Raw genomic sequence first — 16,531 nt, forward strand, 5'->3', positions numbered from 1 at the left:
GGGATGTGTTCGGCTTTCGCATCGATCTGGTCATTATTGTTAGGGGACTGCTTGTATCAGAGTACAGCGCAAATTCGATTTGGTTAATTTTTAATCAAAATACAGGTTGAATACACAGAAAGGAATAAACGACAGGACTAAACCTAGGTTTACTTGCAATCGACAAAAATTCTGCTGTTAAACTGAAATCGAATCGCAGCGGCGCACTCAAAGTCTTCTAAGATTAAGAGAGCGAGGCGTGACGCTCGTCGATGGATGATACGCGTTCTCAACCCAGCCCGGAGAGCAAGGTGAGACAAGAGCAGAAAGTCGATGATTCCACTCGCATAGGGAGGGCGCCGGAGGAGTTTGAGCGCGCCCACCTCATCGAGTCGGTCAAAATCCGCTGCCAACAGACGCTGCCTGCGGTACAGGGCGTCTTCCTGCTCATGGTGATCTTTTTGTTCATGCTCTGGGATCAGGCTCCCTTGTCGCGCATTTTGCTGTGGGTGGGGCCGGTGGCCGCGGCGCAAGTGCTGCGTTTGCAGATCAGCCGTCAGATCATGGGCCGCCTGGACAGCATGACCTTCCCGGAAATCCTGCGTAGCGACAGAAGGCTGTTGCGCAGCAGCCTGCTCAATCAGGCGCTGGTCGGGACCGGTATCTGGAGTCTTGGCGCAGTGGAGACAGATAATGTCGCCTTTTTCATGACGCTGGCCATCAGCTTGTACGGGGTGGGCGCCATGGTCAATCTGGCCTCCGACTATCGCTCTTTTCTGCTGTCCATTCCCCTGTTGATGGGGCAGCCGATCCTGTACTGGTCTTTGCAAGGCGTGGATGAGCTTCGCATCGCCGCGCCGTTGGCGACGCTGACGCTGTTGATGATCAGCTCCGTTCGTCGAAGCAGCCGCACCTTTGCGGAAAGCGTCGCCATGCGCTTTGAGAAAAACGCGCTTTTGAACAAGGTCGAGGCGGAGCGCAAAAAAGCGGAGGAAGCATTGGCGACGGCGCAGGAGGCGAACAAAGCCAAAACATACTTCATGGCCGCCGCCAGCCACGATCTGCGCCAGCCTTTATATGCCGTGTCGCTGCTGACGGACACGCTTTCCTATCAGCCCATGGGTGAGACGGCGCAGGAAATTGTCAGCAAACAACGACAGGCGATTGAAGTATTGCGCACCCTTTTCAATAATTTACTGGATTTGTCCCGTTTTGAGGCGGGCAAGTTTCAGCCCAATATGAAGGCGCTGTCGCTGGATGAGGTGATGCGCCCGCTGGAGGCGGAATTCCTGCCGCTGTGCCAGGACAAAGGACTGGCCTGGCGTTGCAGCTATACGCAGGTGAGCCTGTATTCCGATCTGGAGCTGTTGAGTCGCCTGCTTAACAATCTGATTTCCAATGCCATCCGTTACACTCATAGAGGCGAAGTCAGTGTGGCGGCGTCGGTGGAGGGGCGCCGGGTCGCTTTCACCATCAGCGATACCGGACCGGGTATCGAACGGGACGACCAAGTGCGTATTTTTGAGGATTTTGTGCAATTGAATAATCCCAGTCGCAATCGGGACAAGGGCATTGGCATGGGGTTGGCGATTGTACGTCGCATCAATGAGATTCTTGACGCAGGGCTCACGGTGCAGTCTTCACCGGGCGAGGGATCGCGTTTTTCCTTTTACGCGCCCTTGGCGGAATACTCTGGCCTGACGCCCAGCCATCGCGACGCCGATGCGCCGGACAACGCTTTTCTCGATATCAACGTCTGGCTGGTGGAGGACGATCCCTTAGTGAGGTCAGCGCTTTCCTTTCAGTTCGACGCCTGGGGATGCCGTTATGAAATCGTCGCCAACAAAGATGAGTTGCTGGCGCTGCGTCATCGCAGCCAGGGGTGGCCGGATGCGCTGATTCTCGACGATATGCTGAGCAAAGGCGAAGACGGACTGGATATCGCCGATAGCCTGTCACGGCAGATGCCCAAGGAGAAGATGCTGCTGGTGTCCGGCAATGTGCAGCCGGAGCGGGTAAAAGAGCTGCAGGCGAGCGGGTTCAGCTTTCTCACCAAACCCATCTCTTCGCACCAATTGCAAACCTGGATTGAATCGGTGTCGCAGCATTAACTGCGGTCAGGGGCTCAGATCACTCCCAGTTGCCGCGCTTTTAGTATCGCTTGCGCGCGGTTGCGTACGCCAAGCGCTCTAAAAATAGTGTTCATGTGAGTTTTCACCGTTCCTTCCGCCATATCCAGACGGGCGGCGATGACTTTGTTGGGCATGCCTTCCAGCAAGTAGTGGAACACCTGTTCCTGGCGGGGAGAGAAATAAGGGCGGGATTCCACGGCGGTATTGCCGATGGCCGCCGTTCCGGTCGCCGGCTCGAAGCCCAGCATGCGAATTGCGTGCGGGGGAATGTAGCAACTGCCGGCGAGCACCACTTTGACCGCGCTGACTACGACCTCCACTGGCGAGTTCTTCGGCACGTAACCGCGTACGCCATATTCAAACGCCTTGGCGATGGTTTCAGTGGAGTCGTCGCCGGAAAAGATAATGATGGGAATGTCGGGATAGAACTCACGCAGGGTCATCATGGCGTGTACGCCCTCTGCATCAGAAAGGTGCAGGTCCAGCAACACCAGGCTGAAGTCTGCGTCGTTGGCCAGTTTTTCCTTGGCTTCCGCCAGCGTGTTGGCCTTGTCTATCCAATTACACAGTTTTAGCGCCAGCAGTGATGTAGAGAGTGCGTCGATCACTATCGGATGGTCATCGACCAGAAGGGCGCGAACGTCAGCGCAATGAGTGCTTTCCATGTTTTTCCCCTTGCCGAACTCGCGTATACGCTTTGATTTCCAGTGTAGTAATGCTGGCCCAGCGCAACAATAAAATCGATATTTCTTTGTCCCTAAACTTTGGTTTAGGCGGGACTGTGGATAGGCGGAAGTAAGCAGGAGGCGTATAACTGAACCTGAGACAGGAGATACGACGGGTGGGGACTGACAGTCATCTCTCTGAGAAGAAGCTCGGGCGCGATGGTTATCCACCGCGCCCGTTTTTTTGACGCTGCCGCTTCTCTATGTACAAGATGCTCAAGCCGCGTCGAATTTTGCTGCGCTGAGGGGCTTAGAACAGCACGCGGCAGCGAATGGTGCCTTTGACGGACTTAAGTTTTTGCAGCGCCAGATCGCTGTAATCCTTGTTCACGTCCACGACCACATAACCGACTTTATCGTTGGTCTGCAGGTACTGACCGCAGATGTTGATGCCGTTGTCGGAGAATACGCTGTTGATCTCGGACAGCACGCCCGGCACGTTTTCGTGGATGTGCAGCAGGCGGTGGTTCTGCGGATGCGAAGGCAGAGACACTTCCGGGAAGTTGACGGAGGTTACGGTGGCGCCGGTGTCGCTATACCTGGCCAGCTTCTCGCCGACTTCGCGACCGATGTTTTCCTGGGCTTCCATGGTGCTGCCGCCGACATGAGGCGTCAGAATGACGTTGTCGAATTCGCGCAGGGGGGATACGAATTCTTCGTCATTGGAGCGAGGCTCTACCGGGAATACATCGATAGCCGCGCCGAGCAGCTTCTTGGCGCGCAGCGCGTCCGCCAGGGCGTCGATATCCACCACGGTGCCGCGGGAGGCGTTGATGAAGATGCTCTTGTCCTTCATTGCTTCGAATTCCGCTGCGCCCATCATATCTTTGGTGCTGGCCGTCTCTGGCACGTGCAGGGTGACGATGTCGCTGATGGCCAGCAATTCCTTCAGGTTATCCACTTGGGTGGCGTTGCCCAGGGGAAGTTTGGTGGAGACGTCGTAGAAGTAAACTTTCATCCCCATGGCTTCCGCCATGACGCTCAACTGTGCGCCGATGCTGCCGTAACCGACGATGCCCAGGTTTTTGCCGCGGATTTCATAGCTGTCTTTGGCGTGCTTCAACCAGCCGCCGCGGTGCGCCGATGCGTTTTTCTCAGGAATGCCGCGCAACAGCAGAATGGCTTCCGCCAGCACTAATTCGGCGACTGAGCGGGTGTTGGAGTAGGGGGCGTTGAAGACGGCGACGCCTTTCGCCAGCGCTGCGTCGAGGTCGACCTGGTTGGTTCCGATACAGAAACAGCCGATAGCGATCAGCTTTTTCGCTTCCTCCAGCACGTTTTCAGTGAGCTGGGTGCGGGAGCGTATTCCGATGAAGTGGGCGTCAGCGATGCGTTCTTTCAGTTCCTGTTCGGGAAGAGAGCCTTTGTGATACTCAATGTTGGTGTAGCCGGCCGCCTGCAGGGTGTCTACCGCAGACTGGTGCACACCTTCGAGAAGAAGGAACTTGATCTTGCTCTTGTCTAAGGACGTCTGTGTCATATCGGTTCGGACCTTTTGTGTAATCGCACTTATTTCCGCCGCTAAGTTCTTAAATCAGAAAGGCTTCCCGGGCCGCCTCAATCGTTATTCTGGTTTTAGGCTGGGAACGGCGCCGACAAGCTCCGCCACAGGCGCTTAGCATTATTGGCTCTGCTGTGGGTGACCAACCCCCGGATTCAGACATAAATCGCATCAGGGATCTACAGCGCAGGGCGCGTATGATACCATAATCGCCGCTTTTTGAACTCGCATATTCATATAAATCGCCGGTTGACCAATGTCTCTCCAACCCAGTGGGAGAAAGGCTGCGCTTGCCGTAGCGACGCGGTTTTCCGGACGCTGATTACAAGGTGCTGTTGAGAAATTCTATGAGTAAGGTTGCGGCGGAACAGATAGTTGAAAGGCTTAAGGCCATTGTCGCCTCCGGCAAAGTGCTGACGGATGCGGATTCATTGCAGGCGTACGGCAAGGACTGGACCAAGAAATACGAGCCCGATCCCGTCGCCGTCGTGTTGCCCAAAACTACGGAAGAAGTGCAGGCGATTGTGTTGGCGGCCAATGAAATGGGTTTCGCCCTGGTGCCGTCCGGTGGACGCACGGGGTTGAGCGCCGGCGCCGTAGCGGCTTCTGGCGAGGTGGTGGTGGCGTTCGACGCCATGAACAAAATCAGCGGCTTCAATCCCGCTGACCGCACGTTAGTCTGTCAGGCCGGAGTGATTACCGAGCAATTGCAGAACTTCGCCGAGGAACAGGGGCTGTTTTACCCCGTGGATTTCGCCTCTGCAGGCTCCAGCCAGATCGGCGGCAACCTGTCCACTAACGCTGGCGGCATCAAGGTGATCCGCTGGGGGATGAGTCGCGATTGGGTGGCCGGCCTGAAAGTGGTTACCGGCAAAGGCGATATACTGGAACTCAACAAAGGTCTGGCCAAGAACAACACCGGCTATGATCTGCGCCACCTGTTTATCGGCGCGGAAGGTACTTTAGGCTTTATCACCGAAGCCACCATGAAGCTGACCCGCCAGCCTAAAAACCTCACGGTGCTGGTGCTCGGTCTGAGCCATTTCAATCATGTGATGGATGTTTTACAGGCGTTTTCCCGTCGCATCGACCTGACCGCCTTCGAATTTTTCTCCGATAAAGCTCTGCGTCATGTTCTGGCTAACGGCGATGTGACGGCTCCTTTCGAAGGCGAAGCGCCGTTTTACGCGCTGCTGGAGTTTGAATCGTTGACGGAAGAAACCCTGGAAGAAGCCATGGGCGTATTCGAAGAATGCATGGAAAACGGCTGGGTGGTGGATGGCGTCATCAGCCAGAGCGAAACCCAGGCTAAAAACCTATGGCGTCTGCGCGAGGATATTTCCGAAACCATTTCCAAGTTTACGCCTTATAAGAATGATATTTCGGTTGTTCCCAGCAAAGTTCCCGGGTTTTTGACGGAAATCGACGAAATTGTCGCCAGCCGCTACCCGGATTTCGAAATTATCTGGTTTGGCCACATTGGCGACGGTAACCTGCACCTGAATATCCTGAAGCCGGAAGGACTGGCCAAGGAAGAGTTTTTCGCCAAATGCGAAGCGGTGAACACTCAGGTGTTTGAAACCGTGCAGCGTCATCAAGGCAGCGTTTCCGCTGAGCATGGCGTAGGCTTGTTGAAAAAGGACTATCTGCAATACACCCGCGCTCCAGAGGAGATCGCTTACCTGAAGGCGATCAAGGTGGCGTTTGATCCCAACAATGTGATGAACCCCGGCAAAGTGCTGGATATCTAAACGGGAAAACGGAGCGTTTGCTATGGTCAAGGCGCGTTTTATTGGCGGCGGCGATTTTGAGAGCCCAATCGGCAAAGTGGTGTGTGTAGGACGCAATTACGCTGAGCACGCCCGGGAGCTAAACAACCCAGTGCCCACCACCCCCATCCTGTTCATCAAGCCGGGCTCTTCGGTGGCGGATATTCGAGGCCCTCTCGTTATCCCTGAGGGGGACGTGCATTATGAAACGGAAATCGCCCTGCTTATCGGCAAACCGTTGAAAAACGCGACGCCGGAGGAAGCGCGCAGCGCCGTTATCGGCGTCGGGCTGGCCCTGGATCTGACCCGGCGCGACCTGCAATCCGCTCTGAAGGAAAAAGGTCTTCCCTGGGAAATCGCCAAGAGCTTCGACGGGGCCTGTCCGCTGTCGGAATTCGTATCAGTGACGAGGGAAGACGATCTGACGGATCTGACCTTCAGCATGTACCTGAATGGCGAGCTGCGTCAGGACGGCAAGGCGACGGACATGATCACTGCAATAGCGCCTCTCCTGGCCTATATGTCCTCACACTTCACACTGATGCCCGGCGATGTCGCGCTTACCGGCACGCCAGCAGGCGTCGGACGTCTGCAATCCGGCGACCGCGTTGAGCTGTCCTTGTCCCTTGGACTGGATGTCGCCACTTCGGTCGTTTGATAGGAAAGGGCGCATCGCGCCCGTTTCTATTTTCGATTCTTTCCCTGTTCGCTCTTCTCTTTGATTGCCGCAAATCCATACTCTTTTCCTTCTGTCGCTATCGCGCATACGGCCTTTGGTCATACTGACGGGGTTGCTTCCACAACTTATTACCGTTGCGCCGGATAAGCCCTCTGGCGCGGTCTATACTTAGTAGGTTACACACCAAAAAAAATAAATTTGTAGAGGTTGGTCATGAAGTTACCTACGTCATTGCGCTTATTAATGACCATTAAGGCGCGCGTTATCCTGCTGTTTCTGATCTTCATTCTTATCTCGGCGACGTCGTCTTATTTTTTGAATCTCCGCATCACTGAAATTTCCGACACGGTCTCTGTGCAGCTGCAAAGTATTGACGCCCAGAATGAGTTGGTGAGGGAGCAAAACCAATTGATGGCGGAACAGCAGAAAATCTATGACCGGGTGGCGGCTATTACCCAGGCGCAGCTGCTGTTGAGCGAGTTGCAGTACTGGTTTTTTCACGCCTCGCTGGCGGCGGATCGCAACTCTCTGAGTCTGGGGGAGACGACTTACGGAAGGGTCAAAAAAATGTTGGCTGATCTGGCGGCGAATGACCCGGAGCGTGAGGAGCGCTTCAAGAAGATTCAGGATGCGTTGGACCGTTATCAAAATTTCGCAGTGAGAATGTTCGGGTTCTATGAGGAGCGTTCCATGACCATGGGTAAATCCATGAGCGAGCGGGCGCGGGGAGAGGCTATTAAGTTCATTACCATGCTTAACCAGATTCGCGGCGAGTACGAGGCGGCGCAGAAAACTTCAGCGGAGGGGGTAGCGGCGGCGGCGGATAAGGTTTCGCATCAGGGGAGCCTGGTTCAGGAGGGCGCGTTGTCGATTGGCGGCGCTGTTGAAGATGCGCGCCGGGCGAGTCTGGCCGGGCTCGGCTTTATGATGATCTCCTGTCTGTTATTGGGCGCGTTTTTCATCTGGTCTGTGGTGCGTCCGGTGCGTAAAGTGACCCGGGTGATTTCCGATATCGAAGCGCAGAACGACCTGACCCGCACTATTGATTACGACAACGCGGACGAATTGCAGGATATTACCGAGGCGCTGGACCGCATGTTGCTTAAGTTCCGCAGTCTGATCAGCGACGTCGGTAAGGCCACTGAAGTGCTGCAAGGGGTGGCGGCGGAAGGGGCTGACGGTAGCCTGAAGCTGGCGGACCAAGTGAACCAGCAGCAGGCGGAAACCTCCATGGTGGCGGCGGCGACCAACCAGATGACCGCGACAGCCAAAGGCATTCAGGAAACCACGGACAGCGCCGCGCATATTGCGGAAGAAGTCACTGATCTCACAGAAGCGGGACGCAGCGCGATGGCGGCGTCGGTGCGTTCAATTGAAGACCTTTCCAATCGCATTCAAAGCGCCAGTGAAGTTATCGGCAAACTGGCTGAGCGTACGGAAGCCATCGGTGGCGTGCTGGATGTTATTCGCGGCATTTCCGAGCAAACTAATTTATTGGCGCTGAACGCCGCTATCGAAGCGGCGAGGGCGGGAGAACTGGGGCGTGGTTTCGCCGTCGTGGCGGATGAGGTGCGCAGCCTGGCTAAACGCACCAATGAGTCGACCACGGAAATTCAGGACGTGGTGCAAAACCTTCAGCGGGATGCGGAGAGCGCAGTGGGCGAAATTGGCGTCAGCCTGAACGAAAGCAAGCTCAGCGTGGCGAAGATCGACGACTGTCGCAAAGCGCTGGAAGCTATTTCTGGCGCTGTGGCGCGTATGCACGAATTGAATCATCAAGTCGCGCAGGCGACGGCGGAGCAGTGCGAAGCGGTGCAGAGCATTGATCGCAGTATCGATAATCTGAGTGGACAGACCAATGAGATCAATGGATTGGCTGAAGCCACCACGGACATGTCCTCACGGTTAAATGAAGTCAGTAGCGACATCCGCACGGCTGTTGGGTTGTTTAAATTCTAAACTCTTGGATGAACAGAAAAAGGAGCAGGCGGGAATACCGTCTGCTCCTTTTCGTTGTGTTTTCTGATCGTTATGTTCTCTGGTCGTTACGTTTTCTGATCCAGATAAGCGTCAGTTTAGAAGATGGTTTTGCTCATCAGCTCGGAGAAGTCGCTTTCAACGCCGTCAGTGTCAATCGCGGTGATGGCGAAGTAGTGCGTGCCAGTCTCCAGATTGTCGAAGTAGTGGTAGTACTGACCGGCAGGCACGTTATAAGTCGCTTCCAGAGAACCCGCTTCGTTAGTTACATAGATGCGATAGCTTGAGATGTTTTCCAGAGCCAGCGCGCTGCCGTCCTCGCGAGTAGTGGGCGGCTGCCAGAACATGTTGGCGGTTCTGTCGACAAATACTGTGACTTGCGCGCTGTTGCTGACGACTGAGCCCGTGCTGTTGGAAACAATGACGTCGTAGGCTCCTTGGTCTTCCATGGTCGCTGCGCTGATATCGTAGTAAGACTTGACTGCGTCAGGGATAGCGACGCCGTTCTTACGCCATTGATAAGCCAGAGTTCCGCTGCCAGTGGCGGCGACGTTCAGCGTAGTCAGGTTGTTCACGGAAACATACTGAGACATCGGTTGAAAAGTAATGTTGATGTCTACCGCGACAGTTTGTTCTTGTGTGGTGTTTGTTGCGCTACTTTGCAAAGGGTTTACAGCGCTGACCTGTGTTTTATTGGCGCGCTTCCAGGAAGCGGCTTCCACCATAGGAGCCAATTGAGCCAACAGACCGCTAGCCAGAATGACGCTGAAAACTTTTGCTGTGAATTTAGTAGTAGTCATTTTGTTGTTCCCCCAGATGAATGGTGATTCGTAACTGATGGGGCCATTCTACGGTTTAATTTTTAGTCAAAAGTTGTAAAACGCACATAAAACGTACAAAAATGCGTCAAAAAATTGGCTATTTATTGAACTGAGATCTAGTCCATTTGGGATATGTGAACTAATTGGGACAAAGGCGCCGATTAGTTCACGAGAAGGAATTCTGAAAAGGGTAAGCAAGAAGAAATGTTTAAGGTTTTGCGGGGAAAAGGTCGCTTATCAGCGGATTAAGCTTTCCACCTGACATGCGCGGGCCCTGCCGTTGCAGGCAAATAGAAGGAAGCTATTTGTCTGCCGGATTAATATTGGGCGACATGAGCGCCAAGAAAGTCCAAAAATGCGCGGATGGCAGGCCGCATGTAATGATTATCGATGTAGACTGCATAAATCTCCCCGCCATTCTCAGGATAGAGAGAGGCGCGCCATTGCGGCAGCAGCTGCAATAAACGTCCTTCATCTATATAGGGTTGCAGTGACCACTGAGTGAGCAGCGTTACTCCCACCCCATGCAGGGCGTTTTCCAGCAAGGGAGAGCCGCCAGCGGATCGGAGTGAGCCTTGCACCTGTACGCGACGGTGTTCCTGGCCTTTCTGAAAACGCCACCAGACTTGGCTGCGCCCGCGACTGATCAGCAAACAGTTATGGCGCTTTAACTCCTCAGGGGCTTGTGGCGCGCCAAACCTTTTCACGTAATCAGGGCTGGCGCACAGTAACATGCGGCCGTCCGTCAGCTTCTTGGTTTTGAGTCGAGAGTCCTCTGGCGGCCCGATTCGTATGGCGATATCCACAGCATCCCGGTAGAGATCCACCATCTGATTCTCCAGCTCAATATCGATGCTGACTTTGGGGTGTTGCGCGAGAAACTTCGGCAACAGGGGAGAGATGCGTAATCGGCCGTAGGTTTCTAAAACTGAAATGCGCAGCCGTCCCTCGGGCTCACTGCGCAGTTGTTGCAGAGACGCGACGGTATCGTCGAGCTGAGCCAGAATATCTTCAGCACGCTCAAGGAGAAAGCGGCCTTCGTCACTGAGGATAAGCTGTCTTGTCGTGCGCTGAAACAACTTGGTCTGCAATTTGGTTTCCAGGCTGTCGATCTGGCGGGAGACGGAGGAGGGCGACAGGAGCAGCGCCTTGCCAGCTGCGGAGAAACTACCGCATTCGCAGCACTTTATAAAAGTTTTGAGTTCGTCGAACATGGCGGAATTATACTGCTTGTGAAGAATGAATGGCTTTGCGTCTTGTGCAAAACAGATTTGATTATAGGCCTTATTCTCAAGTTTCACGCATAGATTGATAATGCACCTGTTTCAAGTTGATATGGTTAACTAACAGAAGGAGCACGATGATGAGCACTCGTATCGCCCTGGCGGAAATCCCCAAACCCCTGTATGCGGCCATGATGGCGGTGGAAAGTTATGTGCGTGAAACCGGGCTTTCCCAAGAGCTGCTGGAGCTGGTGCGCCTGCGGGCGTCGCAGATTAACGGCTGCGCTTACTGTGTCGACATGCACTATAAGGACGCGGTGGCGGCTGGCTTCGACCCGTTGAAATTGAACGCCGTGGTGGTGTGGCGGGAAATGGCTTGCTTTGACGACAAGGAGCGGGCGGCGCTGGCGTTGACGGAGACATTGACCCTGGTGGCGGAGCAGAAAATGGAGGACGCCTTGATGGAAAAGGTAATCAGTCTGTTTGGGCATGCGCAGGCGGCGAATCTCGCTCTGGCTATCGCCCAGATCAATAGTTGGAACCGCCTGACGAAGTCGTTCGCATATGAGCCAGGCAGCTACCAGGTGGGGCAGTTCGATTAACAGACCTTGCTGGATATCTCCGCGCGGCGGGAGCCTTCGCTCCTTCCGCTTTCTCCTTGCACTCCTGCTCGACTGTCATCGCTTCTTTTATATAGGCGATAGATCGCTTTAAGCTCTCCCTATCTACGGATAATCATCCGGCCATCCCTTTGCGGCAGTTTAATCCTTACGCCCGATTACCTGGGCCGTAAATTTGCTAGTAATCTTTTGCACATGATTATCTACGTATTTTCACGTAAAATGACGCGCTCTTCGCCTGCTTCGGAACGGATGGGGACCCGTAATGAAGCGTCTGCGGCGATCTTTGCGACGTCATGTCGCACAGGTCTGTCGATGCGCGAAGGGATTCAGGAAACCACAAGAGAGTGTGTTGAGGCTTACTATGACAGATAGAGTACAAGTAGGCGGCTTACAGGTCGCTAAGGTTCTGTACGACTTTGTAAATGAAAAAGCGATCCCCGGAACTGGCGTTTCTGCGGATAAGTTCTGGTCCGAACTGGAAGCCATCGTCAATGAAATGGCTCCCAGAAATAAGGCGTTGCTGAAAAAACGCGATGAACTGCAGGCGCAGATTGACGCCTGGCACCGCGAGAACCCAGGTAAGGTCGATCTGTCGGCCTATAAAACATTTCTACAAGACATCGGTTATCTGGCGCCGGAAGCGGAAGACTTCCAGATCGCCACCGCCAATGTGGACCCGGAAATCGCCACTATGGCCGGTCCGCAGCTGGTAGTGCCGGTGATGAACGCCCGCTTCGCCCTGAATGCCGCTAATGCGCGCTGGGGCAGCCTTTACGATGCGTTGTACGGCACTGATGTCATCTCCGAAGAAAACGGCGCGGAAAAGGGCAAAGGTTACAATCCGGTGCGCGGCGCCATGGTTATCGAGTTCGCCCGTAAGTTTCTGGACGAAGCCGCTCCCTTGGCTTCCGGCAGTCACAAAGACGCCATCGGCTACAGCGTGGAGAACGGACGCCTGGCGGTGAAACTGCAGTCCGGCTCCAGTGTCGGCCTGCTGGATGAAAGCAAGCTGGCCGGATACGTCGGCGAAGCTTCCGCTCCTCAAGGTATTCTGCTGCAAAATAACGGCTTGCGTTTTGAAATTCAGATCGACGCTGCCAGCCCTATCGGTAAAACCGATCCCGCTGGCGTCAAAGACATTCTGATGGAAGCCGCGTTGACCACCATCCAGGACTGTGAAGACTCTGTGGCCGCCGTGGACGCGGAAGACAAAGTGGTGGCGTATGGCAACTGGCTGGGTCTGATGAAAGGCGACCTGGCGGAAACCTTCGACAAGGGCGGCGAACCCGTTACTCGTACGTTGCACGCAGACCGCGAATACGTCGCCCCTAATGGCGAGCGTTTCAGCCTGCCCGGGCGCAGCCTGTTGTTCGTGCGCAACGTCGGTCATTTGATGACGATAGACGCCGTGCTCGACAGCAATGGCGAAGACATTCCAGAAGGCATCCTGGACGGCGTGATGACGTCACTGATCGCCATCCACGACCTGCAAGGCGAAGGCCCTCTGCGCAATAGCAAGACCGGCAGCGTTTATATCGTTAAGCCGAAGATGCACGGCCCGGAAGAGGTGACGTTCACCAATGATCTGTTCGCTCGCATCGAAGATGCGCTGGGATTGCCGCGTTTCACTCTGAAAGTCGGCATCATGGACGAAGAACGTCGCACCACTATCAATCTGAAGGCGTGCATTAAAGCGGCGGCGGATCGGGTGGTGTTCATCAATACTGGGTTTCTGGACCGCACTGGCGATGAAATCCACACCAGCATGGAAGCCGGTCCTGTGGTGCGTAAGGCGGCGATGAAGCAGCAGCCATGGATCAACGCCTATGAAGACTGGAACGTGGATACCGGTCTGGCGGCGGGTCTGAAAGGTAAGGCGCAGATCGGCAAAGGCATGTGGCCGATTCCTGATGAAATGGCGCAGATGCTTCAAGCCAAGATTGGCCACCCGCAGGCGGGCGCCAATTGCGCCTGGGTGCCGTCTCCCACGGCGGCGACCTTGCATGCGTTGCATTACCATAAGGTGAGTGTAGCGGCGCGTCAGGAGGAAATCGCTTCCCGTACGCGGGCGTCTCTAGACGATATCCTGACCATTCCATTGCTGGGCGACCAGACTTTGTCCGCGCAGGATATTCAGCAGGAGCTGGATAATAATGCCCAGGGCATATTGGGCTACGTGGTGCGCTGGGTCGATCAGGGCGTGGGCTGCTCCAAAGTGCCTGACATCAACGATGTGGGCCTGATGGAAGACCGCGCCACGTTGCGCATATCCAGTCAGCATATCGCCAACTGGCTGCGCCATGGCGTTTGTTCAAAGGAGCAGGTGCTGGAAACCCTGCAGCGCATGGCGGCGATTGTCGACCGTCAGAACGCCGGCGACCCCAGTTATCGCAATATGGCGCCAAACTTTGACGACAGCGTGGCGTTTCAAGCCGCCTGTGATCTGGTGCTGAAAGGGTGTGAACAGCCTAACGGTTACACCGAGCCGTTGCTGCATGCCTATCGTCGCAAGGCGAAAGCGAAATTCGGCGGTTGATTCTGAAACGCTGAAGACAAAACGCCCGGTCTGAAGCCGGGCGTTTTCGTTTTCAGGTCAAGCGGCTGACGCCTCTTGCGACTCTCCTCAGGTGACGGAGCCGACCGCCAACAACGGTGATGCGTCGATATCCGCAGCGTCCATCATATCCGCAACTTTGGCGAGGCTGGCCAGAATCAGATACTGCTCCCACTCCGGCAGATTGTCGAAGCGGGAAGTGAACAGCTCCTGCAGCGGCCGGGGAGCGCCCGCCAGCACTTCTTTGCCTTCATCCGTCAGCACCAGGTAAATCCGGCGCTTGTCCACCGAATCGCGAATACGCGCCACCAGACTTTTCTTTTCCAGCCGGTCTACAATACTGGTGACTGTCGCCTGGCTCAGGCTGATGTTCTGTGCGACCTGGCTCATCGTTGTGTTTCTGGAATCGCCGATAGAACGAAGAATTAATAACTGCGGCGCGGTGAGTCCGGTTTCTTTGCCCAATTGCTTGGATCGGAGGTCCGCTGCACGAATAATCCTTCGTATCAGGACTAATACTTCATCGTGTCGAGTCATGGGTAAAAATTACTTCAATGGAAAAACTCATATTATCCTTCATACTTGTTGGGCTATCCACCTTTTAATTTGTGACATAAATATTACATGACAAAATTTTAAAATTACCTAAAAACAGAAGTATAGATGGATCTATGCTCTGCGTTTACTTTGTTGTCAAAGTAAATGTGTGCTAATATTGATCAGCTATATGTTTGAACAAACCAAGGAGTTCATATGTGTGGCATATGCGGAGAGATCCGCTTCGACAACCACTCGCCCGATTTAAATTTCATCCGACTCGCCAACGACATTCAAACCCCCCGCGGCCCGGACGCTGAAGGCGTCTTCGTTCAAAACAATATCGCATTCGGCCACCGGCGTCTGAAAATCATGGATCTTTCCGACGCTTCCCAGCAGCCTCTCTATGACCCTGCGTTAGGGCTGGCGGTGGTGTTTAATGGCGCGATCTATAATCACCGCGAATTGCGCTCCGAGCTGGAGGGACAGGGTTACAAGTTTTATTCCGACGGCGACACGGAAGTGGTGTTGAAAGCCTATCACGCCTGGGGCAGGGAATGCCTGAGCCGTTTCAACGGCATGTTTGCGCTGGCGGTCTGGGAGCGCGATAGCGGTAAGACCCTGTTGGCGCGCGATCGTCTCGGCATTAAACCGCTTTACTTTCAGCATGACGCCAAGATGCTGCGTTTCGCCTCATTTATGCCGGCGTTGGCGAAAGCGCCTGGCTTCAATGCGACGATCAATCCGAAAGCGCTGAACATGTACCTTAACTTCCACTCCGTCACGCCGGCGCCGGATACGATTTTCGAAGGCATATACAAGGTGCAACCGGGAACCTGGATGGAGCTGGATAACGCCGGAAATATCAATACGGGTAGTTATTGGAGTCTGGCTTTCGGTTTACAGCCGGGTGATGAAGCGCTGACAGCCGAGGATTGGCGTGATCGCCTGCTGGAGGCCTTGTTCGCGTCCGTGCGCCGTCGCAATAACGCAGCGGTTGAGGTCGGCGTACTGCTCTCCGGCGGCGTCGACAGCAGTCTGTTGGTCGGATTGCTGGCGGAAGTGGTTCCGGACGGATTTCAGACTTTCTCCATCGGTTTTGACGCGGTTGGTGGAGAGCAAGGAGACGAGTTCCACTACTCCGATATCATCGCCAACCACTTCAACACTCGTCACCACAAGATTCAGATCGCGTCAGACCGTATGTTCTCGGCGTTGCCGAAGGCGATCGACGCCATGTCGGAGCCGATGGTGAGTCACGATTGCGTGGCGTTCTATCTGTTGTCCCAGGAAGTCAGCAAGTATTGCCGGGTGGTGCAGAGCGGGCAGGGCGCCGATGAAGTGTTCGGCGGCTACCACTGGTATCCGCCTTTGGTAGGCGCTCAAGACCCTTACGCCAGTTATCGCGAAGCGTTTTTTGATCGCAGTTACGAAGAGTACAAGCAGACGGTGCAACGCCGTTGGATAGCGCCGGACTACGCTGGCGAATACGTTAAACAGCACTTCCTGCGTCCCGGCGCCGATGATCCGGTAGATAAGGCGCTACGGCTGGATATGAGCGTGATGCTGGTGGACGATCCGGTGAAGCGGGTGGACAACATGACCATGTCCGCCGGCCTGGAGGCGCGGGTGCCGTTCCTTGACCACGAGCTGGTGGAACTGGCGGCGCGCATTCCGTCGCCATTGAAAGTACGGGATGAAGGCAAATGGATTTTGAAAGAGGCGGCGCGTCGAGTCATTCCTCACGAAGTGATCGACCGCCCCAAAGGCTATTTTCCAGTGCCTGCGCTGAAGTATCTGCGCGGAACTATCCTGGAGTGGGTGAAGGAAGCCCTGTCCACGCAACGCGCTAGGGAGCGCGGTCTTTTTGATCAGGCTTATGTGGACAACCTGTTGTTGTCGCCCGATATGCATATTACGCCGTTGCGCGGCTCCAAACTCTGGCAGCTTGGCCTGCTTGAGCTCTGGCTGCAGCGCCACAATTTATAACGGTAAGCATTATTCAGCCGTA

The 16,531-nt window shown here is 54.8% G+C and carries 12 protein-coding genes; 7 read left to right on the plus strand and 5 right to left on the minus strand.

Annotated elements, in window-relative coordinates; genetic code table 11:
* Nucleotides 1-251: 251 nt before the first annotated feature.
* Complete coding sequence (locus AC2IBB_RS09205; RefSeq protein ID WP_486332583.1) at nt 252-2,090, plus strand: sensor histidine kinase; 1,839 nt, start codon at nt 252-254, stop codon at nt 2,088-2,090.
* Between the two features lie 14 nt (nt 2,091-2,104).
* Here the strand turns inward: AC2IBB_RS09205 and AC2IBB_RS09210 are convergent, their stop codons facing one another.
* The gene (locus tag AC2IBB_RS09210) at nt 2,105-2,776 is read right to left on the minus strand and encodes a response regulator (protein WP_486332584.1); all 672 of its coding nucleotides are present in this window, start codon (nt 2,774-2,776) and stop codon (nt 2,105-2,107) included.
* 310 nt (nt 2,777-3,086) lie between these two features.
* A complete protein-coding gene (gene serA, locus AC2IBB_RS09215) occupies nt 3,087-4,316 on the minus strand; it encodes a phosphoglycerate dehydrogenase (RefSeq protein ID WP_486332585.1) in 1,230 nt (409 codons plus the stop codon).
* 368 nt (nt 4,317-4,684) lie between these two features.
* On the opposite strand from serA, the gene AC2IBB_RS09220 reads away from it, so the two are divergent.
* The 3 genes from AC2IBB_RS09220 (at nt 4,685) to AC2IBB_RS09230 (ending at nt 8,744) form a co-directional block, all read left to right on the plus strand.
* The gene (locus tag AC2IBB_RS09220) at nt 4,685-6,088 is read left to right on the plus strand and encodes an FAD-binding oxidoreductase (protein WP_486332586.1); all 1,404 of its coding nucleotides are present in this window, start codon (nt 4,685-4,687) and stop codon (nt 6,086-6,088) included.
* Nucleotides 6,089-6,110: 22 nt separating this feature from the next.
* Nucleotides 6,111-6,764: a fumarylacetoacetate hydrolase family protein gene (locus tag AC2IBB_RS09225; protein ID WP_486332587.1), complete on the plus strand. Its 654-nt coding sequence runs from the start codon at nt 6,111-6,113 to the stop codon at nt 6,762-6,764.
* A gap of 234 nt (nt 6,765-6,998) precedes the next feature.
* Entirely contained in the window at nt 6,999-8,744 is a 1,746-nt protein-coding gene (locus AC2IBB_RS09230; protein WP_486332588.1) for a methyl-accepting chemotaxis protein, read from the plus strand.
* Between the two features lie 116 nt (nt 8,745-8,860).
* Here AC2IBB_RS09230 and AC2IBB_RS09235 read toward each other — a convergent pair whose 3' ends face one another.
* Both AC2IBB_RS09235 and AC2IBB_RS09240 read right to left on the minus strand, forming a co-directional pair.
* Nucleotides 8,861-9,562 (minus strand): immunoglobulin domain-containing protein, encoded by a 702-nt coding sequence (locus tag AC2IBB_RS09235; RefSeq protein ID WP_486332589.1) that lies wholly within the window; start codon nt 9,560-9,562, stop codon nt 8,861-8,863.
* A 338-nt stretch (nt 9,563-9,900) separates the two neighbouring features.
* Nucleotides 9,901-10,797: a LysR family transcriptional regulator gene (locus tag AC2IBB_RS09240; RefSeq protein ID WP_486332590.1), complete on the minus strand. Its 897-nt coding sequence runs from the start codon at nt 10,795-10,797 to the stop codon at nt 9,901-9,903.
* A gap of 146 nt (nt 10,798-10,943) precedes the next feature.
* On the opposite strand from AC2IBB_RS09240, the gene AC2IBB_RS09245 reads away from it, so the two are divergent.
* A complete protein-coding gene (locus AC2IBB_RS09245) occupies nt 10,944-11,408 on the plus strand; it encodes a carboxymuconolactone decarboxylase family protein (RefSeq protein ID WP_486332591.1) in 465 nt (154 codons plus the stop codon).
* A gap of 382 nt (nt 11,409-11,790) precedes the next feature.
* Nucleotides 11,791-13,965, plus strand: coding sequence for a malate synthase G (locus AC2IBB_RS09250; protein WP_486332592.1), 2,175 nt, complete (start codon nt 11,791-11,793; stop codon nt 13,963-13,965).
* Nucleotides 13,966-14,052: 87 nt separating this feature from the next.
* Here the strand turns inward: AC2IBB_RS09250 and AC2IBB_RS09255 are convergent, their stop codons facing one another.
* Nucleotides 14,053-14,520: a MarR family winged helix-turn-helix transcriptional regulator gene (locus AC2IBB_RS09255; RefSeq protein ID WP_486332593.1), complete on the minus strand. Its 468-nt coding sequence runs from the start codon at nt 14,518-14,520 to the stop codon at nt 14,053-14,055.
* Nucleotides 14,521-14,736: 216 nt separating this feature from the next.
* On the opposite strand from AC2IBB_RS09255, the gene AC2IBB_RS09260 reads away from it, so the two are divergent.
* Entirely contained in the window at nt 14,737-16,509 is a 1,773-nt protein-coding gene (locus AC2IBB_RS09260) for an N-acetylglutaminylglutamine amidotransferase (protein WP_486332594.1), read from the plus strand.
* Nucleotides 16,510-16,531: the final 22 nt, after the last annotated feature.

Source organism: Hahella sp. NS-SX17 (assembly GCF_057367735.1).

Excerpts from the sequence above, each read along its gene's own strand:
- AC2IBB_RS09220 (WP_486332586.1), top strand. The coding sequence starts at position 4,685 with ATGAGTAAGGTTGCGGCGGAACAGATAGTTGAAAGGCTTAAGGCCATT.
- AC2IBB_RS09240 (WP_486332590.1), bottom strand. The coding sequence starts at position 10,797 with ATGTTCGACGAACTCAAAACTTTTATAAAGTGCTGCGAATGCGGTAGT.
- AC2IBB_RS09250 (WP_486332592.1), top strand. The coding sequence starts at position 11,791 with ATGACAGATAGAGTACAAGTAGGCGGCTTACAGGTCGCTAAGGTTCTG.
- AC2IBB_RS09255 (WP_486332593.1), bottom strand. The coding sequence starts at position 14,520 with ATGACTCGACACGATGAAGTATTAGTCCTGATACGAAGGATTATTCGT.
- AC2IBB_RS09225 (WP_486332587.1), top strand. The coding sequence starts at position 6,111 with ATGGTCAAGGCGCGTTTTATTGGCGGCGGCGATTTTGAGAGCCCAATC.
- AC2IBB_RS09260 (WP_486332594.1), top strand. The coding sequence starts at position 14,737 with ATGTGTGGCATATGCGGAGAGATCCGCTTCGACAACCACTCGCCCGAT.
- AC2IBB_RS09230 (WP_486332588.1), top strand. The coding sequence starts at position 6,999 with ATGAAGTTACCTACGTCATTGCGCTTATTAATGACCATTAAGGCGCGC.
- serA (WP_486332585.1), bottom strand. The coding sequence starts at position 4,316 with ATGACACAGACGTCCTTAGACAAGAGCAAGATCAAGTTCCTTCTTCTC.
- AC2IBB_RS09210 (WP_486332584.1), bottom strand. The coding sequence starts at position 2,776 with ATGGAAAGCACTCATTGCGCTGACGTTCGCGCCCTTCTGGTCGATGAC.
- AC2IBB_RS09245 (WP_486332591.1), top strand. The coding sequence starts at position 10,944 with ATGATGAGCACTCGTATCGCCCTGGCGGAAATCCCCAAACCCCTGTAT.
- AC2IBB_RS09235 (WP_486332589.1), bottom strand. The coding sequence starts at position 9,562 with ATGACTACTACTAAATTCACAGCAAAAGTTTTCAGCGTCATTCTGGCT.
- AC2IBB_RS09205 (WP_486332583.1), top strand. The coding sequence starts at position 252 with ATGGATGATACGCGTTCTCAACCCAGCCCGGAGAGCAAGGTGAGACAA.